A 23981-nucleotide genomic window follows, 5' to 3' on the forward strand; every position below is an offset into this window, starting at 1 on the left:
CATCAGCCTCTTAGCGGGTGCCGCGACGGCTCATGAACGCCAGGCGCTCAAGCAGTTGCACGTCCTGTTCGTTCTTCACCAAGGCACCGGCCAGTGGCGGGATCGCTTTGGTCGGATCGCGTTCGCGCAATACCGCTTCGCCGATGTTGTCGGCCATCAGCAGCTTCAGCCAGTCGACCAGTTCCGAGGTCGATGGCTTCTTCTTCAGACCCGGCACCTTACGTACGTCAAAGAACACGTCCAGCGCTTCGCTGACCAGATCCTTCTTGATGTCCGGGTAGTGCACGTCGACGATTTTCTGCAGGGTCGGGCGATCCGGGAAGGCGATGTAGTGGAAGAAGCAGCGGCGCAGGAAGGCGTCCGGCAGTTCTTTCTCGTTGTTGGAGGTAATGATGATGATCGGGCGCTTCTTCGCCTTGATGGTTTCGTCGATCTCGTAAACGTAGAACTCCATCTTGTCGAGTTCTTGCAGCAGGTCGTTGGGGAACTCGATGTCGGCCTTGTCGATCTCGTCGATCAGCAGAATGACCCGCTCTTCGGACTCGAAAGCCTCCCAGAGTTTGCCCTTCTTCAGGTAGTTGCGCACATCGTGGACTTTCTCATTGCCCAGTTGCGAGTCGCGCAGACGGCTGACCGCATCGTACTCGTACAGACCCTGATGGGCCTTGGTGGTGGACTTGATGTGCCAGGTGATCAGCTTGGCATTGAACGATTCGGCCAATTGCTCGGCGAGCATGGTCTTGCCGGTGCCCGGTTCGCCCTTGACCAGCAGCGGCCGCTCCAGGGTGATGGCGGCGTTGACCGCCAGCTTCAGGTCATCGGTGGCGACGTAGGCCTGGGTGCCTTCGAACTTCATCTGCTAATCCTCGAACGGTAACGCCGACCTGACGGGCAGGGCGGGGGCGAAATAATCGGATGCCCGACTATAACGCGCAGCCCGGTCGACTGTGAACGCAGACGGCTTATTCAGTCTCTGAATGGGGCGTCACATGTTGACTCAGTCTCGGCCGATGGCCATTATTCAGGTATCGCCGATTTGGCGATAGCCTTCAGGATGTCCACTGAATCTGTGGCGAGGGAGCTTGCTCCCGCTGGGCTGCGAAGCAGTCCCCATCTGCCCGGAGGCGCTGAATTGATGTTATCCATGAAACGACCACGCTTGGCGGCAGTTACTGCGCTCTCTGATAGTCGGCTTGCACTCTGCTTTGTTGATGGTCGCGCGCTGACACTCGATTTGAGTCGAGATATTCAAACGTATAAGCAGTTGCAGCCCTTGCTTGATCCCCAAGTCTTTGCGACTGCCATCTTGGGCGATAACGGTTGGACCGTTGAATGGCCGGCCCCGGATATTCAGATTGGCGCCGATACTCTATATCTGGATGCTTTTCCAGAAATGAACCCTAACCCGCATCTGGCTTCGGCCGCTCATACCGGGCATTGAATGCCTGTACGAAACCATTGCGCAAAATCTGCAAAAATGCTTCGAACGCGCTGATGTTTTGCTGATGCACGTTGCCGCTGAGTTCGACCTTGGTGGCGAACTGGTTTTTCGCCTGATTCTTCAGCACGGTTTCAGTACCACCGACCAAAGCCTCCCAGACTGAGCGGAAGATGCTCTTGTTTTTGTTTTCCACGTCCTGCTGCCAGTTGAACACTTCGACGTCACGCAGCAGGGGTTTGATGTAGCCGTTGACCTGGGCTTTTTTGGCTTGGGCTTCGATCACCACATCACCGTGGCCGGCGTTGAAGTCGAATTTGCCGTAGGCCGAGGCGAAGTCGTTCATGCGTTTAAGTTCGATGTCTTTGGCGCGCAGGCGGAACTCGAAGTCTTCGAAATTGCTCAGAGGGTCGAACGTTGCGGTGGTTTCCAGCGGTGCATGACCCAGCAGCAGGGCTTTGCCTTCGAAGCGGGCGTCGCGCTTGCCCTGTTTGTCGACCACGTTGGTCAGGTTGTAGATGCTCGCGTCGACATTGGTCGCGTTCATGTTCACTGGAGGTTTTGAATTGAAGTTGCGGAAACTGATCTTGCCGTCCTGAATCTGTACTTCGTCGAGAGTGATCGGCAGCAATTTGCCCAGTTGCGCGCGCCAGTCGGTGCCTTGACCTGTTTGTGAGTTCTGTTTGTTAGCGCCACCATCGACGAAATTGACTTCAGGATTTACGAATCTCACCTGCGCCACGACGGCATGGTCGTACCACAGCGAATGCCAGCTGACTGCCAGATCGATCAGCGGTGCGTTGACGAACGGTACCGGTACCTTGCCGTCGACCTTGACGATCTTCAGCCCATTGATCTTGTAGGCGCCGCGCCATAGGGCCAAGTCGACATCAGTGATCTGGCCCCGATAGTCACCCATGTCCGCCAGTTTGCCGTTCAGGTAGTCGCGCACCATGTAGGGCAGGGCGATGTGCAGCGCGATCAGCAGCACAACGACGACGGCGAAAATCCCTAATGGCCAACTGTAGCGACGCTTCATGACGGCAATTCCCTGACGATGTAAGCGATTGACTGTTACGTCGCGCAGACGTTCGACCCGACTGGACTGTGATGGGCAACAGGCATACCTTTGAAGGCTGAATTCAATGCTGCATAAGGACCCAGCCATGAGCCGTATTTTCGCTGACAACGCCCATTCCATCGGTAATACGCCGCTGGTGCAGATCAACCGCATCGCGCCGCGTGGCGTGACCATTCTGGCCAAGATCGAGGGGCGCAACCCCGGTTATTCGGTCAAGTGCCGGATCGGCGCCAACATGATCTGGGACGCCGAAAGCAGCGGCAAACTCAAGCCGGGCATGACCATTGTCGAGCCGACGTCGGGTAACACCGGGATCGGTCTGGCGTTTGTTGCTGCTGCCCGTGGTTACAAGTTGATGCTGACCATGCCGGCTTCGATGAGCATCGAACGCCGTAAAGTCCTCAAGGCTCTGGGCGCCGAGCTGGTGTTGACCGAGCCAGCCAAGGGCATGAAAGGCGCCATCGAAAAGGCTGCCGAGATCGTTGCCAGCGATGCCGACAAATATTTCATGCCGGCGCAGTTCGATAACCCGGCAAACCCGGCGATTCACGAAAAAACTACCGGTCCGGAAATCTGGAACGACACCGATGGTGCGGTGGATGTACTGGTGGCTGGGGTTGGCACGGGCGGAACCATCACGGGCGTTTCGCGGTATATCAAGAATACCCAGGGCAAACCGATTCTGTCGGTGGCGGTGGAGCCGATGTCGTCGCCAGTGATCACCCAGGCGCTGGCGGGTGAAGAAATCAAACCGAGCCCGCACAAGATTCAAGGGATCGGCGCCGGTTTTGTGCCAAAGAACCTCGATCTGTCGATGGTCGACCGGGTTGAGCAGGTCACCGACGAAGAGTCCAAGGCCATGGCCCTGCGCTTGATGCAGGAAGAGGGGATTTTGTGCGGCATCTCCTGCGGTGCAGCGATGGCGGTAGCAGTGCGTCTGGCGGAGACGCCGGAGATGCAGGGCAAGACTATCGTGGTGATTCTGCCGGACTCGGGTGAGCGTTATCTGTCGAGCATGTTGTTCAGCGATCTGTTCACTGAGCAGGAGACTCAGCAGTAATCCAGTTGATTCAGGTCAGCCGGGGTTCAGGATCGTTATGCTAATAAATGCTTTGTTGCGCAATGCTTAACACTGAATCTTGTGTAAGGCGGGTTTTGTCCGAAGCCGGTAGTGTTTATCATGGCCGGCTGCCATGTCGGGTAAAGGGCATTGCGCAGCGTTGTCTTTATTCAAGGAGTCGTTGATGAGCTTTTCGTTAGCCGCCAAGGTGTCGGTGCTGCTGCTGTTTGTGGGCAGCATCCTCTATGTGCATTTGCGCGGCAAGGCGCGTTTGCCGGTTCTGCGCCAGTTCGTCAACCACTCGGCACTTTTCGCTCCGTACAATGCCTTGATGTACCTGTTCTCCGGCGTGCCGTCCAAGCCGTATTTGGATCGCAGCAAATTCCCGGAACTGGACGTACTACGCGACAACTGGGAAACCATTCGCGACGAGGCCATGCATCTGTTCGATGAAGGCTATATTCGCGCGGCGGAAAAGAACAACGACGCCGGTTTCGGCTCATTCTTCAAGAAGGGCTGGAAACGTTTCTACCTCAAGTGGTATGACAAACCGCTGCCGTCGGCTGAAACCCTGTGCCCGAAGACCGTGGCACTGGTCAGTGCGATTCCCAACGTAAAAGGTGCGATGTTTGCGTTGTTGCCGGGTGGCAGCCACTTGAACCCGCATCGCGATCCGTTCGCCGGCTCCCTGCGTTATCACCTCGGCTTGTCGACGCCGAACTCCGACGATTGCCGGATTTTCGTCGATGGTCAGGTTTACGCCTGGCGTGACGGCGAAGACGTGATGTTCGACGAAACTTACGTGCACTGGGTCAAGAACGAAACCGAACAAACTCGCGTGATCCTGTTCTGCGACGTCGAGCGTCCGCTGAGCAACCGCCTCATGACCCGCATCAACCGCTCGATCAGCGCCTGGCTCGGCCGCGCCACCGCACCGCAGAACCTTGACGACGAGCGCGTCGGCGGGATCAACCAGGCTTACGCCTGGAGCAAGAACTTCAGCGACAAGTTCAGTGGAGTGGTCAAACAGTGGAAACGCCGTCATCCGAAGGCCTACCGCGTGATGCGACCGGTGCTGGCGGTGGTGGTGTTGACGTTGTTGGGGTATTGGCTGTTTGGTTGAGGCTGGAGGTTGTAATAAAAAAACCGCTCCTTGTGAGCGGTTTTTTTATGAAGAGAAGGTGAACGAAGCGCCAGCGAGGACGCCTCCTGGCTCTTCCGCGGCTGGATTCACCAATGCTTCTCTGATTCGATGCAACTCCTGTTCAGACAACTTTCCAGAAGAGCGTTTTCTATCAGCTTTTATCGGCCTGGCGCCTGGCGCCTTTTTTTCAACGGCAGCCTTCATGGTGCCTCCGGCGTTGATCATTAAATGAGCAGTTGCCCGATACTAGTCTTACCAAATCAGCTTCACAAGCCTACCCTCCGAGTCGAATTCAAAACCCAGTTGCCGGTACAGGGAAATCACTCCAGGGAGAGGTTCCTGAATTTCAAGTTGGGTACTGCCGATGATTCGCGCGAAGTGAGTCACGGCGGTCAAGGCAAATGTCGCAACTCGGCTTTTGAGAGGGTGATCGTTATCGGGCTTTCCTTCCAGACGCACAATTTTCACTCGTAACCGGCTCTGATTAGGGTTCGCAAAGCAGAGTCCGCATAACTCCTGATCAAACCAGATTGCTAAATCGAAGCTAAGGGGTTCTTTGGCCTTCCACCTGACAACATCTCGCCAAGAGAAATGAGGATCAAACCATTCTTCATAGGCACTCAGCGCTTGAGCATCGATTGCTTCGAAACGAACTCTGGAGTGATCAACATCCACTATCCCTTGCTGCAACAAGTCTTTGTGCAGCTTTGCGAAAGTAACCCCAGCCTGTTTTCTGGCCTGTGATTTATACACTTGGTAGCGCAAATACGTCCGTTCCCTTGGCATGTGATCCCGTGCATTCCTTGTCCTCGATGGTGGGGTGTCGCAATTGCGATCCAGCCTATTCACCTTGCAGCCAACTGTCCCTGCCGGCCCTTTGCCCAAATCATTGCAATCGATGTCGCCCGCTGGTTATAGTCGGCGCTCGTGAGCCCCATGGTTCACCTTCCAGCCCTTCAAAAAAGATCTGCCCCTATGCCTGCATCCCTCATCAACGCGGTAGTCGATTCAGCGGTCAACGCTGGCGTCGTGCCGTGCGGGAATCAGCAGCCCCAGCAGATCAGTCATTACCCTCCACCTGTCAGTAGCACGCCGGTGTGCGCAGTCGTATCACCGCCGGGCGTTGGCGTTTCGGGCTGATCGGCAGTTTTTGCTGACCCCTGCGCCCGCCAGAAAAACCTACTGAATTTCAGCTTCGGCTGAGTTGGCTATTTGCCTGACTACAGGTGGTATTCATGTTTGTCCTGTCGAAAAAAACCGCGCTCGCGGCTGCGTCCACGAGCCTGTTCGTCCTGCTGTGGAGCAGCGGTGCGATCTTCTCCAAATGGGGCCTGGCCCATGCTTCGCCGTTTGCCTTTCTGTTGATTCGCTTTGTGATTGCCTTGTGCGGGCTGGTGCTGCTGGCGCCGCTGCTCAAACTGAAGTTGCCCAAGGGTCGACGGCCGATGCTGTTTGCGATCGCCACCGGCGTGGTGTTGTTGGGGGCTTATCAGATTTTCTATCTGCTGGCGCTCAACACCAAAGTCACCCCGGGGGTGATGGCAACCATCATGGGCGTGCAGCCGATTCTCACGGTGGTGTTGATGGAGCGGCAGCGCTCGGCGAGCCGGATGTTTGGTCTGGCGTTGGGTCTGGCGGGGCTGATCATGGTGGTTTACCAAGGCATCGGTCTGGCCGGGATGTCCTGGGCGGGGATGCTGTTTGGTCTGCTGGCGCTGGCGAGCATGACGCTGGGCTCGATCATGCAGAAGCGCATCACCGACAATCCCCTCGGCACACTGCCGGTGCAGTATCTGGCCGGGCTGTTGTTGTGCGGGATTTTCGTGCCGTTCCAGCCGTTCCACTTTGAACACAGCACAGGCTTTATCGTGCCTGTTTTGTGGATGGGGCTGGTGGTCTCGGTGCTGGCGACGCTGTTGCTGTATCGATTGATCGCGCGAGGCAATCTGGTGAATGTCACCAGTCTGTTCTATCTGGTGCCGGCGGTGACGGCAGTGATGGACTACTTGATTTTCGGCAATCGCCTGGCGACGTTAAGTGTGCTGGGTATGCTGTTGATCATTGTCGGTCTGGCGTTTGTCTTCCGTAAAACTGACTAGCTGACAGGCGGGCTCGCTCCCACATTGGAATGCATTCCCCTGTAGGAGTGAGCCTGCTCGCGATAGCCATTTCAGCAGCGCCAGAAGTCTAGCGGGCTGCCGCCTGCGCAGGTTTCACCGACGCCGGCTTCAACACCAGCCACAACGCCAGCGCAATCAATACCCCGCCATAAATGTGCGCCATCGACAACGGCTCATCCAGCAACAACGCCCCCCACAAAACCCCGAACGGCGGAATCATGAAGGTCACGGTCATCGACTTCACCGGACCGATCGAACTGAGCAGGCGGAAATAAATGATGTAGGCAAACGCCGTACAGCCCAACCCCAGGCCCAACAGCGACAGCCAGACATTCCAGCCGCCCCAACTGACTGGCGGTGCAGTGATTACGCTATAGCCGAACAGCGGCAACAGGAACAACGTCGCACCGAGCATGCTGCCCAGCGCCGACAATCGGCTGTCCAGTCCACCGGCCTGATCCAGCCAACGCCGCGCGAGGAAACCGGCGAAGCCATAGCAAGTGGTCGCCAGCAGGCAGGCGACGGCGCCCATCAACAACTGCAAGTCGAACGCCACGGGGCCGGCGCGGGTCAGCACGCCAACACCGAACAGGCCGAGGAACACCCCACCCAACTTGGCAGCAGTGAGTTTTTCACTGAAGAACAACCCGCCAATCAGCACGCCCATCAACGGCGTGGTGGCATTGAAAATCGCCGAGTAGCCGGCTGGCAACACCTGAGCCGCAACGGAATACAGCGTCGCCGGAATCCCCGAATTGATCACGCCCAGCAGCATCACGGTTTTCAATTTGCCTTTGAAATCCCAGCGCACGCGCATCAGCCCGAGGATCACCAGCAGGCCAACGGCCGCAATCGACACGCGAAAAAAACCGGTCGGGATCGTGCCAATCACCGGCGCAATAATGCGCATGAACAGAAAACTCGCGCCCCAGATGGCCGCCAGCGACAACATACGGAAAATATCGACAGGGCTCACGGCGGGTCTCCTTCCTTGATCGGGACGAGAGTGTTGCCGAGCGCCCTGACGATGGCAACCGCTATTCGGGCATTCAACTTTGCGCTCAGATCACAAAGCGTGTCACCAGACCGTTGAGATCGACCGCCAGACGCGACAACTCCTGGCTCGCCGCCGAGGTCTGAGTCGCCCCGGCGGCGGTTTGCGTGGAGAGGTCACGAATGGTCACCAGATTCTGATCGACTTCGCGCGCCACCAGTGCCTGCTGCTCGGCCGCGCTGGCGATCACCAGGTTGCGCTGGTTGATCTGCGAGATCGACGCGGTGATTTTCTCCAGCGCCTGACCCGCGCTGTTGGCTCGGCGCAACGTCTGGCCAGCCTGCTCGGCACTGCTCTGCAACGCGCCCACTGTTGCCCCGGTGCCTTGCTGGATGCTGCTGATCATCAGCTCGATTTCTTCGGTGGAATTCTGCGTGCGTTGTGCCAGCGAACGCACTTCGTCGGCGACCACGGCAAAACCGCGCCCGGCTTCACCGGCGCGCGCCGCTTCGATCGCCGCATTGAGCGCCAACAAGTTGGTCTGCCCGGCAATCCCGCGAATCACCTCCAGCACTTTGCTGATGTCCTGTGCCTGAGTGGCCAGGCCCTCGGCTTGTTCGGAAGCACCGAGTACCGCATCGACCAGCTCCTGAATCGAACTGATGGTTTCGCTGACCTGCACGTGGCCGTGCTTGCTGTCTTCATTCGACGCGGCAGACGCTTCGGCGCTGGACACCGCGTTGGCCGCGACTTCGTCCACCGCTGTGCTCATCTCGGTGACTGCTGTAGCGGCTTGTTCAATCTGATCGTTCTGTTGTTGCAGGCCGCGGGTGCTTTGCTCCATCACCGAACTCATTTCCTCGGCAGCGGAAGCCAGTTGCTGTGCCGATTCGCTAATTCCTCGAATGGTCGAGCGCAAATTGCCCTGCATCTCGGCCAAGGCGTCGAGCAGGTGCGCAGCCTCATCTTTACCAGTGCTGACGATCTGGCCGCTGAGATCACCGGCAGCAATGCGTCGCGCTACACCCAGTGCCTGATTGATCGGGGTGGTGATGCTGCGCGTCAACTGCCAGGCCAACAGCAGCGTGGCAATCAGGGCAATCACGATGATGGTCGCGACGATCCACAATGCCCGTTGGTACATGGCTGCGGCGGCATCGGCGGCGGCGTCGGCACCTTGTTGATTGAGGCTGATCATCTGCTCCAGCGTCTTGTCGAGCACAGTACCCTGAGGTGCCAGCTCGTTGCTCAAACGGGTGGCCGCCTGCTCGTTCTGACCGGCGTCAATCTGGCTGACAATCTGATCGAGAATGCTCAGGTATTTGCCGACGGCTGCGTTCAAGCCGTCGAGCATCGCTTGTTCCTGATCGTTGGCAATCAAGGCTTTGTGATCGTTGAGGCGTTTGAGCAACTCATCGCGTTGGGCTTTGAGGATGCCTTTGCTTCTGTCGCGCACGGCGGGTTGGGTGATGGCGATCAGACGCAAGGATTCGAGACGGATGCTGGCGATATTCGCCGCCGCGTCATGAATGCTCTCGATGCTGGGCATCCATGACTCTTCGATCACCGCTGCACTTTCACGCAGGGTTTTCATCTGGCCCAGCCCGAACAGGCCGACCACCACCAGCAGAGCGGCCAAAACGGCAAAGCTCAAACTGGCGCGCAAACCTATGCGCAGATTCCGGATAGACATCAGTGTGCTCCTTGATCTTTGAAGGGGGGGAGGTCGTCCTCGTCAGCGAGGATCTTGTTATGAGGCGGGTAATGGCGGGCTGTATATCAAAGTGCCACTATTTTGGTAAGACCAATCTGGAATCGGCACTGACGGTAAGTGCATTGGCAGCAAAGCCACGAACTAGACGCGCCTGATCAGTATTGGATCCGAAGCCCAGAGAATTCGCGGGCTGGCGCAGGACGGCCAGAGGGACCGACAAGGTGATTAACTGACCGAACGGTCGATTTAAAAAACTTTGCTAAAAACTGTGTCGCTGTACAACCCTGACGCAGATTTGGCAGAAATTGCACTTCACCTGCGCGCGTATCCGTGGCTAAGCTCAGGCACAGATTTCCCAATGCACGCCGAGGTCTTATCTATGCCGCAGCAATGGCCAGCCACCGACATCGCCCGCATGATCCTCGATGGCTTTGACGATTACCGCGAGCATTTCCGGCGCATCACCGACGGTGCCCGGGAGCGCTTCGAGCAGGCACGCTGGCAGGAGACGCAGACGGCGTCGGCGGCGCGGATCAATCTCTATGAAGAAAAGGTCGGCGAAACCATCGCCCGCCTGCGCGAGTACTTCGACGATGAAACGCTGATGAATGTCAGTTGCTGGCCGCTGGTGAAAAGCGCCTACATCAGCGTCATCGACCTGCGCTTCGATGATGAGCTGTCCGAGACCTGGTACAACTCGATTTTCTGCGGGCTGTTCAGCCATGACCTGATCAGCGACGGCTGCATGTTCATCCACACCACGCGCCCGAGCCTGCGCCGCGCCCGCGCTGCGCAAACCCGCACATACAAGCCGCAGGGACAACTGTCGGGGATGCTCGCGAGCATTTTTGCCGACTACCGTTTCAGCGAGGACTACGCCGATTTGCCGGGTGACCTGCGCCGGCTCGAAGCGCAACTGCGCGAGAACCTGCCGGACTGGGTGTGCAAGGACCCGGAACTCAGCGTCGAGCTGTTTTCCTCGGTGCTGTACCGTAACAAGGGCGCGTATCTGGTCGGGCGCATCTACACCCGCGACGAGCAATGGCCGCTGGTGATCCCGCTGTTGCACCGCGAAGGGCGCGGGATTCAGATCGACGCGCTGATCACCGACGAAGCTGACGTGTCGATCATCTTCTCGTTCACCCGTTCGTATTTCATGGTCGACGTACCGGTGCCGGCGGAGTTTATCGGCTTCCTGAGGCGCATTTTGCCGGGCAAGCACATTGCCGAGTTGTACACCTCGATCGGTTTCTACAAGCATGGCAAATCCGAGTTTTACCGCGCACTGATCAACCATCTGGCCAACACCGACGACCAGTTCATCATGGCGCCGGGTGTGCGCGGCATGGTCATGAGCGTGTTCACCCTGCCGGGCTTCAACACCGTGTTCAAGATCATCAAGGACCGTTTTTCGCCGTCGAAAAACGTCGATCGCGCCACGGTGATCGAGAAGTACCGATTGGTGAAAAGTGTCGACCGGGTAGGGCGCATGGCCGATACCCAGGAGTTCGCCGACTTCCGTTTTCCGCTGAGCAAGTTTGATCCGGCCTGTCTTGAGGAATTGTTGGAAGTGGCGCCGTCGACGGTTTCAGTCGAAGGCGACACCGTGTTGATCCGCCACTGCTGGACCGAACGGCGGATGACCCCGCTCAATCTGTATCTGGAGAACGCCAACGACGCGCAGGTGCGCGAGGCGCTGGAGGATTACGGCCTGGCGATCAAGCAACTGGCGGCGGCGAATATCTTTCCCGGTGACATGCTGCTGAAGAACTTTGGCGTCACCCGGCACGGCCGTGTGGTGTTTTATGACTACGACGAGATCTGCTTTCTGACCGAGGCCAACTTCCGTCACATTCCTGCGCCGCGCACGCCCGAAGATGAGATGGCCTCCGAACCGTGGTATTCGATCGGGCCGCTGGATGTGTTTCCCGAGGAATTTCCGCCGTTTCTGTTTGCTGATTCGGGGCAGCGCAAGTTGTTCGATCAGTTGCATGGCGAGTTGTATAACGCTGATTACTGGAAGAGTTTGCAGGAGGCGATTCGCGCCGGCAAAGTCATCGACGTCTTCCCGTATCGGCGCAAAGGCCTCGATAACGAATAACTCTTTTAAAAGCCCCTCACCCCAGCCCTCTCCCAGAGGGAGAGGGAGCCGACCGAGTTGTCTTGCGCCAAACATTGACCTGAAAGATTTTGGCGATTATGGGTTCGGCAAAGCTCTTTCAGGTCGATGTACCTTTGAAGCATCCCCCAATCGGTTCCCTCTCCCTCAGGGAGAGGGCTAGGGTGAGGGCCGCAATCCCCCTGACACGCCACAAATCCGCCAAATCTGCGACAATCCGCCCCCTGCACATATAGACGACCGAATTGCCTACCCGATGACCGACGAATCGCCCTCCATCGACAAACTGCTGAAAAACCTCGATCACGCCATGCTTGCCGACCGTCACCGGCTGCGGCGGCAGTTGCTTGAGCTGCGCAAGAAGCCTGACGAGGACAAACTGGCCCAGTGGGTGACGCGCATGCAGGCGTCCTGTGATCAGGTGCTGGCGCGCAAGGCCAGCCTGCCGGTGATTCGTTATGACGACAGTCTGCCGATTGCGGCCAAGCGCGACGAGATCAAGAAGGCGCTGGAAAAGCATCAGGTGTTGATCATCGCCGGCGAAACCGGGTCGGGCAAAACCACCCAGTTGCCGAAAATCTGCCTGGAAATCGGTCGCGGTCAGCACGGTCTGATCGGCCACACCCAACCGCGCCGAATCGCTGCTCGCAGCGTCGCCAGCCGCGTCGCCGAAGAACTCGGCACGCCGCTCGGTGCGCTGGTCGGCTATCAGGTGCGGTTCGAGGATCAAAGCGATTCCAACACCCTGATCAAGCTGATGACCGACGGCATCCTGCTCGCGGAAACCCAGAACGACCGCTACCTCGAACGCTACGACACGATCATCGTCGACGAAGCCCACGAACGCAGCCTCAACATCGATTTCCTGCTCGGTTACCTGAAAACCCTGCTGCCGCGTCGCCCGGATCTGAAAGTCATCATCACCTCGGCGACCATCGATCTGGAGCGCTTCTCCAAGCACTTCGATGATGCGCCGATTGTTGAAGTGTCCGGTCGCACTTTCCCGGTGGACACCTGGTATCGCCCGCTGACGTTGGAGCAGGACGAAGAGGGCAACCGCGTCGAGGATGACCTGACGGTGGATCAGGCGATCCTCGCGACCCTCGACGAAATCGCCGCTTACGAGCGCAGCGAGCGTCGCAGTCCCGGTGATGTGCTGGTGTTCTTGCCCGGCGAGCGCGAGATTCGTGACGCCGCCGACATGCTGCGCAAAGCGCAAATCAAACACACTGAAATTCTGCCGTTGTACGCGCGCCTGTCGCCGGCCGAACAGCAGCGGATTTTCCAGTCGCACCCGGGTCGTCGCGTGGTGCTGGCGACCAACGTTGCCGAGACTTCGCTGACCGTGCCGGGCATCCGCTACGTGATCGACAGCGGCACCGCGCGCATCAGCCGCTACAGCTATCGCGCCAAAGTCCAGCGCTTGCCGATCGAGGCGATTTCCCAGGCCAGCGCCAATCAGCGTAAAGGTCGCTGCGGCCGGGTCGAGCCGGGCATCTGCATTCGGTTGTACAGCGAAGAAGATTTCCTCGGTCGCCCGGAATTCACTGACCCGGAGATTCTGCGCACCAACCTCGCCGCTGTAATTTTGCAGATGCTGCATCTGCGCCTCGGCGAGATCACCGCGTTCCCGTTCATCGAGCCGCCGGATGGCAAGGCGATCAGCGACGGTTTCAACCTGCTGCAAGAACTCTCGGCAGTCGATCGCAACAGCCAGCTGACGCCGCTCGGTCGTCAGTTGGCACGCCTGCCGGTCGACCCGCGGATGGGCCGTATGCTGCTCGAAGCGGCGAAACTCGGTAGTTTGCAGGAAGTGCTTATTGTCGCCAGTGCCATGTCGATTCAGGATCCGCGCGAGCGTCCGCCGGAGCGTCAGCAAGCGGCCGATCAGGCTCACGCACAGTGGAAGGATGTCGATTCGGACTTCGCCGGTCTGGTGAATCTGTGGCGCGGTTTTGAAGAGCAGCGCCAGGCGTTGACCGCAAGCCCATTGCGCAATTGGTGCCGCAAGAATTTCCTCAACTACCTGCGTCTGCGCGAGTGGCGTGATTCTCACCGCCAGTTGAGCCTGATCTGCCGCGACATGCAGTTGAGCCTGAATAAAGAGCCGGCGGATTATCCGAAACTGCACAAAGCCGTGCTGGTCGGGTTGCTCAGCCAGATCGGCCAGAAAACCGAAGACGGTGACTACCTCGGTGCGCGTCAGCGACGCTTCTGGATTCATCCGTCGTCGGGCATCGGCAAGAAGCGTCCGCAATGGCTGATGACCGCCGAACTGGTGGAAACCACCAAGCTTTACGCGCGCATGGTCGCCAAGATCGATGCCGACTGGATCGAGCCGCTGGCCGGGCACTTGATCAAGAAAAACCATTTCGAACCGCACTGGGAGAAGAAGCGCGGTCAGGTCGTGGCGTTTGAACAGATCACCCTGTTCGGGCTGATCGTGGTCGGCCGCCGTCCGGTGCATTACGGCCCGGTCGATCCGGTGGTTTCGCGAGAGCTGTTTATCCGCGAAGGTCTGGTGCGTGGCGAGATTCAGTCGAAAGCCAAGTGCCTGACCGCCAACCAGCAACTGCTGGAACAGCTCGACGAACTGGAAGCCAAGGCTCGTCGCCGCGACATTCTCGCCGACGAAGAAACCTTGTATGCGTTTTACGATGCGCGGCTGCCGGCGGAGATTCACCAGACCGCGACCTTCGACAGTTGGTACCGGATCAACAGCCAGAAGAATCCGCAGCTGTTGATCATGCGCGAAGAAGACGTGTTGGCCCGCGAGGCCAGTGAAGTCACCGCGCGCGATTACCCGGACACGCTGCACATCGGCGATCTGGAACTGGCGCTGACCTATCACTTCGAACCCAATCACCCGCGCGACGGCGTGACCCTGCGCGTGCCGGCGCCGCTGCTGCCGATGTTGCCGCCAGAACGCCTGGAGTGGTTGGTGCCGGGGCTGATCGAGGCCAAGTGCATCGCACTCGTGCGCAACTTGCCGAAAGCGCTGCGCAAGAATTTTGTGCCGGTGCCGGACTTCATCAAGGCTGCCTTGCAACGCATGACCTTTGCCGACGGTTCGTTGCCGCAGGCGCTGGGCCGCGAGTTGTTGCGCATGACCGGCGCGCGGGTCAGCGATGAGGCGTGGGCAGAAGCTGAGCAAGGCGTCGAAGGGCATCTGCGGATGAACTTGGAAATCGTCGATGGTCAGGGCAAATTCCTCGGTGAAGGTCGCGACCTGGCCGAGCTGACTGCGCGGTTTGCCGAAGCCAGTCAGGCTGCACTGGCCGTGCCGCAGAGCGCGAAAAGCCAGCAACCGGTGGAGGCGAAAGTCTTCGCCCCGGTGGCGGAAAAGACCCAGCAGAAGATCGCCGGGCTGTCGATGACGGTGTATCCGGCACTGGTCGAAGAGGGCGGTACGGTCAAGGAAGGGCGCTTCTCGACCCCGGCCGAGGCTGAGTTCCAGCATCGTCGCGCCTTGCAGCGTTTGTTGCTGCAGCAATTGGCGGAGCCGGCCAAATTCTTGCGCGGCAAGTTGCCGGGGCAGACCGAACTGGGCTTGCTCTATCGCGAGCTGGGCCGCGTTGATGCGCTGGTTGAAGACATTCTGCTGGCCAGTCTCGACAGCTGCATTCTTGAAGGCGAAGACCCGTTGCCCCGTGATGGCGCCGGGTTGGCGGCATTGGCCGAGCGCAAACGCGGCAACTGGACCGAGCACGCCGAGCGCGTGGCCCGGTTGACGCTGGAGATTCTCAAGCTCTGGCACGGCCTGCAAAAGCGCTTCAAGGGCAAGATCGATCTGGCGCAAGCCGTGGCGCTGAATGACATCAAGCAGCAGATCAACAATCTGGTGTATCCGGGTTTCGTCCGCGAGACGCCGATGCAGTGGCTCAAAGAGTTGCCGCGTTATCTGAAAGCGGTCGAGCAGCGTTTCGAAAAACTCGGCGCGCAGGTGCAGAAGGATCGCGTCTGGAGCGGTGAGCTCGCCGGCCTCTGGGCGCAATACCAGACCCGCGCGGCGAAACATGCCCAGGAAGGCAAACGCGACCCGCAGCTTGAGCTGTATCGCTGGTGGCTGGAGGAATACCGGGTCTCACTGTTTGCCCAACAGTTGGGCACCAAAGTGCCGATTTCCGACAAACGCCTGAACAAACAGTGGAGCCAGGTCGAACCGTAACGCTGATCGTTCCCACGCTCTGCGTGGGAATGCCTCTGGGGACGCTCCGCGTCCAGTGACGCGGAGCGTCACGGGCTGCATTCCCACGCAGGAGCGTGGGAACGATCATCCGTGTTGATTTTGAGAAAGGCGCCAAAATCCTGCGTTTATGGCAAACTTCGCGACCATAAACGCCGGTTTCGCGACCCAGAGCCTTCGGCCGTGGTGCGAGATGGAATAAAGCGATGCCAGGTTTGCGTCCCCCGGATGGGAATAGACCCTTTGTGTGTTGGTACGACGGTTCCAGCACTTTCTGCCTGAACAGATTAGAGAAACGACCATGCATAACGTCGTCATCAGCGGCACCGGCCTGTACACCCCGGCCAACAGCATCTCCAACGAAGAGCTGGTGCAGTCTTTCAACGCCTACGTCGCCCAGTTCAACGCCGACAACGCCGAGGCCATTGCCAGCGGCGAAGTCCAGGCCCTGACCGAATCCAGCGCCGCGTTCATCGAAAAGGCTTCTGGCATCAAGAGCCGCTTTGTCATGGACAAGGACGGCATCCTTGATCCACAACGCATGGCCCCACGCCTGCCGGAGCGTTCCAACGACGAATGGTCGGTGCTTTGCCAAATGGCCATTGGCGCTGCCGAACAGGCCCTGCAACGCGCCGGCAAAACTGCCGCTGACATCGACGGTGTGATCGTTGCCTGTTCCAACCTGCAACGCGCTTACCCGGCCATCGCCATCGAGGTCCAGGAAGCCTTGGGCATTCAAGGCTTTGGTTTTGACATGAACGTGGCCTGCTCCTCGGCGACCTTCGGCATTCAGGCAGCGGCCAACAGCGTGCAACTGGGCCAGGCCCGGGCGATCCTGATGGTCAACCCGGAAGTCTGCACCGGTCACCTGAACTTCCGCGACCGCGACAGCCACTTCATCTTCGGCGACGCCGCGACTGCGGTGATCATCGAGCGTGCTGACACTGCGACGTCCAAGCACCAGTTCGACGTGGTCAGCACCAAACTGCTGACCAAGTTCTCCAACAACATCCGCAACAACTTCGGCTTCCTCAACCGCGCAGCGGAAGAGGGTATCGGTACCCGCGACAAGCTGTTCGTGCAGGAAGGCCGCAAGGTGTTCAAGGATGTCTGCCCGATGGTTGCCGAACTTATTGGCGAGCATCTGCAAGAGAACCAGCTCAATGTCGGCGATGTGAAACGTTTCTGGCTGCACCAAGCCAACCTGAGCATGAACCACCTGATCGTGCGCAAACTGCTCGGCCGCGAGGCCACCGAAGAAGAAGCGCCGGTGATTCTCGATACTTATGCCAATACCAGCTCCGCCGGTTCGGTGATTGCCTTCCACAAATATCAGGACGATCTGGCTGCCGGTTCGCTGGCTGTCTTGAGTTCGTTCGGTGCGGGCTATTCGATCGGCAGCGTGATTCTGCGCAAGCGTTGAAAAGAGGTTTAATTTCCTCTTAATCGCGCCGACCTTTCCTACATCCGAATCGGCTCAAACGCTGTAATTTTTCGGAAATGGCGGCAGGTGAAGACCTGCCGCTATCATTTTCGGAATCGGCACAAGGAAATTTCTGGATGGCGGCTGACGACACCCAACTGCTTGCGCGCCTGCTGGCGGGCGAGCAACAGGCTTTCAAGGAACTGGTAACGACGTATCAGAGCGCCATGCGTGCCGTGGCGTATGCGATTGTCGGCCAGCGTCACGTCGAAGAAGTGGTGCAGGACGCCTGGTTGTCGGTGGTGCGTCACATTGCCAGCTTCGAAGGCCGCTCCAGTCTCAAGACCTGGCTGTTGACCATCACGGCCAACTCGGCCAAAAGTCGTTATAAGCAAAATCGCCGGGAAGTGTTGATGGATGATTTGCCATCGCCTCATGGCACGATCGACGACGACCGCTTTTCTCCCGGTGACGGCCATTGGCTGGTCGCTCCATTCGCCTGGCACCAGGACACCCCCGAAGCGCTGCTCACTGAAGGCGAATTGCGCGACTGTCTCGAGCACACACTGCTGAGCCTGTCGGAACTGCAAAGCAGCGTTTTGCTGTTGCGCGAGCGCCAGGGGCTGGAGCTGGAGGAGATCTGTAATCTTCTGGAGATTTCGCTCTCCAATGTCCGTGTGCTGCTGCATCGTGCGCGGCTGAAAGTCTTCGCGACCGTGGAGCATTTTGAGGAGACCGGAGAATGCTGACCTGTAAGGAACAAGTGGCGCGCTCCAGTGATTATCTCGATGGCCAATTGAGCTTTCGCGAAAAGCTGATGGTGCGTCATCACCTGATGTTTTGCCCGAACTGTCGGCGTTTCATTCGTCAGATGCGTTTGATGCAAGCGACCTTGAAGGCGCTGCCGGAGAAACCGGAAGAAGGCGTCGAAGAACTGGCCGAACGTCTGGCCGAGCAACGACGAAAAGATAATCCCCTGTAGGCGCTGTCGAGTGAAACGAGGCTGCGATCTTTTGATCTTTTTTAAGATCAAGATCAAACGATCGTCCGATCGCGGCCCGAGCCTTCGGCAGCTCCTACAGGGGATTTTTGCATCCTGCAGAAATAGCCCGGCGCGAGCGAAACGAACGGATGATGGGGATCGTCCCGCCCGCACCGGGCTAAAGGGTGAAGCGTTTTAGAACTTGGCTTCCGCATCCAGCTGCAGGGTGTTGGCGTCAGCGTCACGCTGGGTACGGCTGGCGAAGTCGGCCTTGGTCAGGAAGTACGTCGCGCCAATGGCGAAGTTCTTGTCGATGTCGTAACCGACCTTGAACTTGTGGCCACGCGAACCGGTGGTGCCGTTGGCGAAGTCAGAGTCGGTGAAGGCGCCGACCACAGCGTTGCGCTGCACGTCACGATAGTTGTAATCGAGGTTCAGGCCGAAGACTTTCGACTTGGCACCCAACAGCCACGCGGTGTCCTGATCGGTTACGGCATCGTTGTTCTTCACGTACTGACCGTAGAACGACAGCGGCATCGGCAGACCGCCGATATCAACCTGGCTGAACCCTTCATACAGACGGAATTCGTTGTTGGCCGAGTTGCCGTTGACCGCCAGGGCGCACGGTGTGGAAGTGCCGGTGCAGCGGCTGTCTTCGTCGTTCTGGTAGGCGTAGACACTGCCGCCCAAGGTGACTTTCAGGTTGTCGGTGATGTTGAAGCGGCTACCCAACTGGCCAGCGGTCAGACGCAGGTCGTGACGGAATTGCACGCCATCGCCGTCGACGTTGTCCTTGAGGTTGTAGTTACCCAGGCTGCCGAACAATTCGGCGCTGCTGCCCAACGGGTATTTGTAGGTAACGGCCAGACCTTCCGGGTTGATGTCGCTGTCCCAGATCACGTCGCCCATGCTGACCCACGGCTGGAGCATCTTGCCGCCAATGATGTGCAGGTTCTTGATCTGATCAGGGTGGTAGTCGATGTAACCCAGGTCGAGCCAGATCTGCTTCTTGTCGAAGTAGTTGTCCTGGTCCTGGTTGGTCGAACGGGCATCATCGCCGCCGCCGGTGGCGATACGGATGCCGGTGTCGACTTGCGGGTTGATCTCGGTGTAGGCACCCAGACGGGCACGGATGCGCTGACGATCCTTGTCGCGGCCACCGTTGTTCGGTTCGCCGTCGATCTTGATGGTTTCCTGACGGATCCGCACATCGCCCTTGAACTGGGTCTTTGCGGCCCAAGCGAGTTTCTGGTCGAAGACGCTTTGCTCGTTGGTCTTCTTCGCAACAGCAGCGACTTGTTCGTTGGTCTCTTGTTGCGCCTGCTGCGCGATTTGCTGAGCCTTCTGATCCTTGGCCAGTTCAGTTTGCAGTTCGATGTACTGCGCCTGGGAAATGGAACCGTTAGCCTTGAGCATGTCGAGCAGTTTGGCGTCGACTGCAGCACTGGCCGGAACACTCATGGCCAGCAACAAGCCACCGCACAGGGCCGCCGCAGTTTTCGTGGAAGCAAGACGCATAGCAATCTCCGAAGATGAGAGGGGATGGCACAGCCATCCGGGGCACAACCGACGATTCGAGCGTCGGAAAACAGTGTCCGGGTAGAACCCGGCGCTCTAAAAACAGGCGCCAGTATCGCGATGGTTTATGACAGAGCAGTGGCACAGTGATGGCAGGTTGATGACGATATCGATTCGCCCTGAACTATTGATCTAGAGCGCTGTCGGCCGATTGCGGGTGTGCAATGCCGCGCAATCGGCGATACTCGCCGGGCGCTGAAGTCCTGTTGTGGAGAGCTTTTTGATGCCGTTGCAACGCCTGCAAAACCTGTCGCAAATCGCTCCCGCAAGCTGGGATGCGCTGGTGCCTGAAAACCAGCCATTTCTGCGCCATGCCTTTCTCAGTGCGCTGGAAGACAGCGGCAGCGTTGGCCCCCACACCGGCTGGCAACCTGAGCATTTGCTGCACATCGAAGATGATCGTCTGATCGCCGCGTTACCCAGTTATCGCAAGTGGCATTCCTACGGCGAGTACGTGTTCGATCATGGCTGGGCCGACGCCTGCGCCCGCGCCGGCATCGATTACTACCCCAAACTGTTGAGCGCCGTGCCATTCAGTCCGGTCAGCGGCCCGCGCTTGTTGGCGGCCAATGTCGAAGACGGTTTTGAACTGCTCAAGAGCCTGCCTGGTTACCTGGAGATCGAAGGGCTTTCAAGCGCGCACATCAATTTCACCGACCCGTTTACCGACGCGGCGATGGCCGAACAACCGGGCTGGCTGCAACGCATCGGCTGTCAGTATCACTGGCAGAATCGCGGGTATCGTGACTTCCAGGATTTCCTCGACGTGCTCAGTTCGCGCAAGCGCAAGCAGATGCGCAAGGAACGCGAGCAGGTGGCGGGGCAGGGCTTCGAGTTCGAATGGCTGGAGGGGCGCGAGCTGGACGAGGCGCAGTGGGATTTTGTCTACGCCTGTTACGCCAATACCTATGCAGTGCGTCGGCAAACGCCCTACCTGACGCGGGAGTTCTTCAGTCTGCTGGCCGAGCGCATGCCCGAGGCGATTCGCGTGGTGCTGGCCAAACAGTGCTCACGGCCGGTGGCAATGGCCTTCAGTCTGGTCGGTGGCGACAGTTTCTACGGCCGCTATTGGGGTTGTCTGGCGGAGTTTGATCGACTGCACTTCGAGACCTGTTTTTATCAGGGCATGGATTACGCGATTGCACAGGGTTATCAGCGTTTCGATGCTGGCGCTCAGGGCGAGCACAAGCTGATTCGTGGGTTTGAACCGGTGATCACCCACTCTTGGCATTATCTGCGGCATCCAGGTCTGAAAGCAGCAGTGAAAGATTTCCTGCATCAGGAACGCGCCGGCATCCTCGCCTACGCCGAAGAAGCCAAAACAGCCTTACCCTACCGTCAGACATAAATCCCCTGTAGGAGCTGCCTTCGGCAGCTCCTACAAAGGGATCTTAGGCCCCCCCTCAGGTTTCTTCCTTGCCCAACCAGCGATAAATCCCGCCACCGACCACCGCGCCAATCAACGGCGCGACCCAAAACATCCACAGTTGCGCGATCGCCCAGCCCCCGACCATCAGTGCCGGCCCCGTGCTGCGGGCCGGGTTTACCGAAGTGTTGGTGACCGGAATCGAGATCAGGTGGATCAGCGTCAGGCCCAGGCCGATGGCGATCGGTGCCAGTCCTGGTGGTGCGCGTCTATCGGTGGCGCCGAGGATGATGATCACAAACATCGCGGTCATCACCAACTCAGTGACAAACCCGGCGGCCATCGAATACTTGCCCGGCGAGTGTTCGCCATAACCGTTGGACGCCAGGCCGGCGGCGATATCGAAGCCCTCTTTGCCGCTGGCGATGTGCGCAATCAGCGCTGCCGCGAGAATTGCGCCGAGCACTTGGGCAATGATGTAAGCGGGCAGCTCTTTGGCCGGAAACCGACCGCCGACGAACAGACCGACCGAAACGGCCGGGTTGAGGTGACATCCGCTGATGTGGCCGATGGCGAACGCCATGGTCAGCACCGTCAGACCAAACGCCAGGGCCACCCCCAGCACCCCGATTCCCAACGGTGAAGACGCGGCGATCACCGCGCTGCCGCAACCACCCAATACCAACCAGAACGTACCCAACAACTCAGTGACTGAACGTTTGAACAGAGACATGAGAGGCGTCCTTGATAGCCCTGCTATCGAGACTGCATCGAGTTGTGCGTCCTTGCAGACTTACGACAGGCTCCGTTCCGGAGCCTTGGCTGAGTACAGCAGGCTTTTTGCCGATTTCCAGCGGCCACAAAAAAACTGCCAGCGCCCGTGGTTGGCGGGCTGTGGCGGTGATCGTTCCCACGCTCTTGGAGGGGTCAGTCGATGCCGACAAACCCCCCGGTCTGATGCGCCCATAGCCGTGCATACAGACCACGGTGGGCGAGCAATTCAGCATGGGTGCCGCTCTCGGCAATCTTGCCGTTCTCCAGCACCACCAGCCGATCCATGCGCGCAATGGTCGAGAGACGGTGGGCAATGGCGATTACGGTTTTGCCCTGCATCAGGGTTTCCAGACTTTCCTGAATCGCCGCTTCAACCTCCGAGTCCAGCGCCGAGGTCGCTTCGTCCATGATCAGGATCGGCGCATCCTTGAGCAGTACCCGCGCAATGGCGATGCGCTGGCGCTGGCCACCGGACAATTTCACCCCGCGCTCACCGACATGCGCGTCAAACCCGGTACGACCTTCAGCGTCCGACAACAGCGGAATGAACTCATCGGCGCGCGCCTTGTGCACCGCATCCCACAACTCGGCATCGGTCGCATCGGGTTTACCGTACAGCAAGTTGTCTCTGATCGAACGGTGCAGCAGCGAGGTGTCCTGCGTGATCATGCCGATCCGCGCGCGCAGGCTTTCCTGGCCGACTTCGGCGATGTTCTGACCGTCGATCATGATCCGCCCGCCCTCGACGTCGTAGAGGCGCAGCAACAGGTTGACCAGCGTTGATTTGCCGGCACCGGACGGCCCGATCAAACCGATTTTTTCGCCCGGTTTGATGTTCAGGTTGAGGTCGCCAATGATCCCGCGCTTCTTGCCGTAGTGAAAATCCACGTGCTCGAAACGCACTTCGCCACGGGCCACGTCCAGCGGTTTGGCCTGTTCGTGATCGGTGACGCTGACCGGTTGCGAGATGGTGCGCAAACCGTCCTGGACCATGCCGATGTTTTCGAAAATGCCGGTGACCACCCACATGATCCAGCCGGACATGTTGACGATGCGGATGACCAGGCCGGTGGCCAAGGCAATCGCACCGACAGTGATCAACGACTGCGTCCACAACCACAGGGCCAACGCGGTGGTGCCGACGATCAGCAGGCCGTTCATGGCAGTGATCGCCACGTCCATGCTGGTGACGACGCGGCCGGCCATTCGCGCTTTGACGGTCTGTTCTTCGATGGCTTCCTTGGCGTAGTGCTGTTCGAAGTTGGTGTGGGCGAACAGCTTCAGCGTGGCGATGTTGGTGTAGCCGTCGACGATGCGGCCCATCAGTTTCGAGCGCGCATCGGAGGCTTCCACCGAGCGATCTTTCACGCGCGGAACGAAGTAATACAACGCGCCGATGTAGGCGACGATCCACGTCAGCAGCGGGATCATCAGGCGCCAGTCGGCCTCGGCGAACAACACCAGCGAACTGATTGCGTAGATCACTACGTGCCACAGCGCATCCACCGCTTGCACCGCCGAATCACGCAGCGAGTTGCCGGTCTGCATGATGCGTTGGGCGATGCGCCCGGCGAAGTCGTTCTGGAAGAAGTTCAGGCTTTGCTTGAGCACGTAGCTGTGGTTCTGCCAGCGGATCATGCTGGTCATGCCGGGGCTCAAGGTTTGATGCACCAGCAGGTCGTGCAGGCCGAAGAAAATCGGCCGCAGGACGAGGGCAACCACCAGCATCCACGTCAGTTCGAGGGCGTGGTCGCTGAAGAAATTCGGGTTCGGTGTACCTTGGGCCAGATCAATGATACGGCTCAGGTAACTGAACAGTGCCACTTCGATCAACGCGGCGAACAGGCCGACGACGAGCAGGGCGGCAAAACTTGGCCAGACTTGTTTGAGGTAATAGGTATAGAAGGGCCAGACGCGATCTGGAGGGGACGCCGTCGGCGCCTCGCGGAATATGTCGATCAGTTGTTCGAAACGGCGATAGAGCATCAGATAACCGCCCGGA

18 protein-coding genes and 1 pseudogene are annotated in these 23981 nt (G+C 58.7%); 10 read left to right on the top strand and 9 right to left on the bottom strand.

Annotation, left to right across the window (positions count from 1 at the left end):
* Positions 1-10 precede the first annotated feature (10 nt).
* The gene (locus ACZZ0A_RS03790) at positions 11-856 is read right to left on the bottom strand and encodes an AAA family ATPase (protein WP_095113756.1); all 846 of its coding nucleotides are present in this window, start codon (positions 854-856) and stop codon (positions 11-13) included.
* A gap of 279 nt (positions 857-1135) precedes the next feature.
* Here ACZZ0A_RS03790 and ACZZ0A_RS03795 point away from each other — a divergent pair.
* Positions 1136-1393: pseudogene (locus tag ACZZ0A_RS03795) on the top strand (DUF2442 domain-containing protein); the annotation flags it as partial.
* 7 nt (positions 1394-1400) lie between these two features.
* Here ACZZ0A_RS03795 and ACZZ0A_RS03800 read toward each other — a convergent pair.
* On the bottom strand, positions 1401-2477 hold the full coding sequence (locus tag ACZZ0A_RS03800; protein WP_150692119.1) for a DUF748 domain-containing protein: 1077 nt from the start codon (positions 2475-2477) through the stop codon (positions 1401-1403).
* Between the two features lie 127 nt (positions 2478-2604).
* Here ACZZ0A_RS03800 and cysK point away from each other — a divergent pair, with 127 nt between their 5' ends.
* A complete protein-coding gene (gene cysK, locus ACZZ0A_RS03805; RefSeq protein ID WP_007911289.1) occupies positions 2605-3579 on the top strand; it encodes a cysteine synthase A in 975 nt (324 codons plus the stop codon).
* A gap of 184 nt (positions 3580-3763) precedes the next feature.
* Entirely contained in the window at positions 3764-4702 is a 939-nt protein-coding gene (locus ACZZ0A_RS03810; RefSeq protein ID WP_007911288.1) for an aspartyl/asparaginyl beta-hydroxylase domain-containing protein, read from the top strand.
* Between the two features lie 45 nt (positions 4703-4747).
* Here ACZZ0A_RS03810 and ACZZ0A_RS03815 read toward each other — a convergent pair whose 3' ends face one another.
* A complete protein-coding gene (locus ACZZ0A_RS03815) occupies positions 4748-4927 on the bottom strand; it encodes a hypothetical protein (protein ID WP_463542536.1) in 180 nt (59 codons plus the stop codon).
* 48 nt (positions 4928-4975) lie between these two features.
* Positions 4976-5509 (bottom strand): hypothetical protein, encoded by a 534-nt coding sequence (locus tag ACZZ0A_RS03820; protein WP_463542537.1) that lies wholly within the window; start codon positions 5507-5509, stop codon positions 4976-4978.
* 449 nt (positions 5510-5958) lie between these two features.
* Here ACZZ0A_RS03820 and ACZZ0A_RS03825 point away from each other — a divergent pair, with 449 nt between their 5' ends.
* On the top strand, positions 5959-6822 hold the full coding sequence (locus ACZZ0A_RS03825) for a DMT family transporter (RefSeq protein WP_447784091.1): 864 nt from the start codon (positions 5959-5961) through the stop codon (positions 6820-6822).
* Between the two features lie 88 nt (positions 6823-6910).
* Here ACZZ0A_RS03825 and ACZZ0A_RS03830 read toward each other — a convergent pair whose 3' ends face one another.
* Positions 6911-7819, bottom strand: coding sequence for a DMT family transporter (locus ACZZ0A_RS03830; RefSeq protein WP_463542538.1), 909 nt, complete (start codon positions 7817-7819; stop codon positions 6911-6913).
* Positions 7820-7904: 85 nt separating this feature from the next.
* Positions 7905-9530 carry a methyl-accepting chemotaxis protein gene (locus ACZZ0A_RS03835; protein ID WP_095113752.1) on the bottom strand — a complete coding sequence of 542 codons (1626 nt, stop codon included), beginning with the start codon at positions 9528-9530 and terminating at the stop codon, positions 7905-7907.
* 400 nt (positions 9531-9930) lie between these two features.
* Here ACZZ0A_RS03835 and aceK point away from each other — a divergent pair, with 400 nt between their 5' ends.
* The 5 genes from aceK to ACZZ0A_RS03860 all read left to right on the top strand — a co-directional run bounded on the left by aceK (position 9931) and on the right by ACZZ0A_RS03860 (position 18261).
* Positions 9931-11652, top strand: coding sequence for a bifunctional isocitrate dehydrogenase kinase/phosphatase (gene aceK / locus ACZZ0A_RS03840; RefSeq protein ID WP_007918081.1), 1722 nt, complete (start codon positions 9931-9933; stop codon positions 11650-11652).
* A gap of 274 nt (positions 11653-11926) precedes the next feature.
* A complete protein-coding gene (gene hrpA / locus ACZZ0A_RS03845) occupies positions 11927-15838 on the top strand; it encodes an ATP-dependent RNA helicase HrpA (protein WP_414915350.1) in 3912 nt (1303 codons plus the stop codon).
* 319 nt (positions 15839-16157) lie between these two features.
* On the top strand, positions 16158-17279 hold the full coding sequence (locus ACZZ0A_RS03850; RefSeq protein WP_007914423.1) for a beta-ketoacyl-ACP synthase III: 1122 nt from the start codon (positions 16158-16160) through the stop codon (positions 17277-17279).
* Positions 17280-17416: 137 nt separating this feature from the next.
* Positions 17417-18028 carry an RNA polymerase sigma factor gene (locus ACZZ0A_RS03855; protein ID WP_007914424.1) on the top strand — a complete coding sequence of 204 codons (612 nt, stop codon included), beginning with the start codon at positions 17417-17419 and terminating at the stop codon, positions 18026-18028.
* Positions 18022-18261, top strand: a complete 240-nt coding sequence (locus ACZZ0A_RS03860; protein WP_007914426.1) for an anti-sigma factor family protein — start codon at positions 18022-18024, stop codon at positions 18259-18261. Before ACZZ0A_RS03855 ends, ACZZ0A_RS03860 begins: the two co-directional genes overlap by 7 nt.
* Before the next feature lie 195 nt (positions 18262-18456).
* On the opposite strand, the gene ACZZ0A_RS03865 is transcribed toward ACZZ0A_RS03860, so the two are convergent.
* Positions 18457-19779, bottom strand: coding sequence for a putative porin (locus tag ACZZ0A_RS03865; protein ID WP_007914428.1), 1323 nt, complete (start codon positions 19777-19779; stop codon positions 18457-18459).
* Positions 19780-20062: 283 nt separating this feature from the next.
* Here ACZZ0A_RS03865 and ACZZ0A_RS03870 point away from each other — a divergent pair, with 283 nt between their 5' ends.
* Positions 20063-21187, top strand: coding sequence for a GNAT family N-acetyltransferase (locus ACZZ0A_RS03870; protein WP_463542539.1), 1125 nt, complete (start codon positions 20063-20065; stop codon positions 21185-21187).
* A 55-nt stretch (positions 21188-21242) separates the two neighbouring features.
* Here the strand turns inward: ACZZ0A_RS03870 and aqpZ are convergent, their stop codons facing one another.
* Together aqpZ and ACZZ0A_RS03880 are read right to left on the bottom strand one after the other, a co-directional pair.
* Positions 21243-21938, bottom strand: a complete 696-nt coding sequence (aqpZ, locus tag ACZZ0A_RS03875; protein WP_064586473.1) for an aquaporin Z — start codon at positions 21936-21938, stop codon at positions 21243-21245.
* Positions 21939-22132: 194 nt separating this feature from the next.
* Positions 22133-23965 carry an ABC transporter ATP-binding protein gene (locus ACZZ0A_RS03880; RefSeq protein ID WP_007914438.1) on the bottom strand — a complete coding sequence of 611 codons (1833 nt, stop codon included), beginning with the start codon at positions 23963-23965 and terminating at the stop codon, positions 22133-22135.
* Positions 23966-23981 lie beyond the last annotated feature (16 nt).

The organism is Pseudomonas sp. AC242 (genome assembly GCF_979258655.1).

Excerpts from the sequence above, each read along its gene's own strand:
- ACZZ0A_RS03790 (WP_095113756.1), bottom strand. The coding sequence starts at position 856 with ATGAAGTTCGAAGGCACCCAGGCCTACGTCGCCACCGATGACCTGAAG.
- ACZZ0A_RS03800 (WP_150692119.1), bottom strand. The coding sequence starts at position 2,477 with ATGAAGCGTCGCTACAGTTGGCCATTAGGGATTTTCGCCGTCGTCGTT.
- cysK (WP_007911289.1), top strand. The coding sequence starts at position 2,605 with ATGAGCCGTATTTTCGCTGACAACGCCCATTCCATCGGTAATACGCCG.
- ACZZ0A_RS03810 (WP_007911288.1), top strand. The coding sequence starts at position 3,764 with ATGAGCTTTTCGTTAGCCGCCAAGGTGTCGGTGCTGCTGCTGTTTGTG.
- ACZZ0A_RS03815 (WP_463542536.1), bottom strand. The coding sequence starts at position 4,927 with ATGAAGGCTGCCGTTGAAAAAAAGGCGCCAGGCGCCAGGCCGATAAAA.
- ACZZ0A_RS03820 (WP_463542537.1), bottom strand. The coding sequence starts at position 5,509 with ATGCCAAGGGAACGGACGTATTTGCGCTACCAAGTGTATAAATCACAG.
- ACZZ0A_RS03825 (WP_447784091.1), top strand. The coding sequence starts at position 5,959 with ATGTTTGTCCTGTCGAAAAAAACCGCGCTCGCGGCTGCGTCCACGAGC.
- ACZZ0A_RS03835 (WP_095113752.1), bottom strand. The coding sequence starts at position 9,530 with ATGTCTATCCGGAATCTGCGCATAGGTTTGCGCGCCAGTTTGAGCTTT.
- aceK (WP_007918081.1), top strand. The coding sequence starts at position 9,931 with ATGCCGCAGCAATGGCCAGCCACCGACATCGCCCGCATGATCCTCGAT.
- hrpA (WP_414915350.1), top strand. The coding sequence starts at position 11,927 with ATGACCGACGAATCGCCCTCCATCGACAAACTGCTGAAAAACCTCGAT.
- ACZZ0A_RS03850 (WP_007914423.1), top strand. The coding sequence starts at position 16,158 with ATGCATAACGTCGTCATCAGCGGCACCGGCCTGTACACCCCGGCCAAC.
- ACZZ0A_RS03855 (WP_007914424.1), top strand. The coding sequence starts at position 17,417 with ATGGCGGCTGACGACACCCAACTGCTTGCGCGCCTGCTGGCGGGCGAG.
- ACZZ0A_RS03860 (WP_007914426.1), top strand. The coding sequence starts at position 18,022 with ATGCTGACCTGTAAGGAACAAGTGGCGCGCTCCAGTGATTATCTCGAT.
- ACZZ0A_RS03865 (WP_007914428.1), bottom strand. The coding sequence starts at position 19,779 with ATGCGTCTTGCTTCCACGAAAACTGCGGCGGCCCTGTGCGGTGGCTTG.
- ACZZ0A_RS03870 (WP_463542539.1), top strand. The coding sequence starts at position 20,063 with ATGCCGTTGCAACGCCTGCAAAACCTGTCGCAAATCGCTCCCGCAAGC.
- aqpZ (WP_064586473.1), bottom strand. The coding sequence starts at position 21,938 with ATGTCTCTGTTCAAACGTTCAGTCACTGAGTTGTTGGGTACGTTCTGG.
- ACZZ0A_RS03880 (WP_007914438.1), bottom strand. The coding sequence starts at position 23,965 with ATGCTCTATCGCCGTTTCGAACAACTGATCGACATATTCCGCGAGGCG.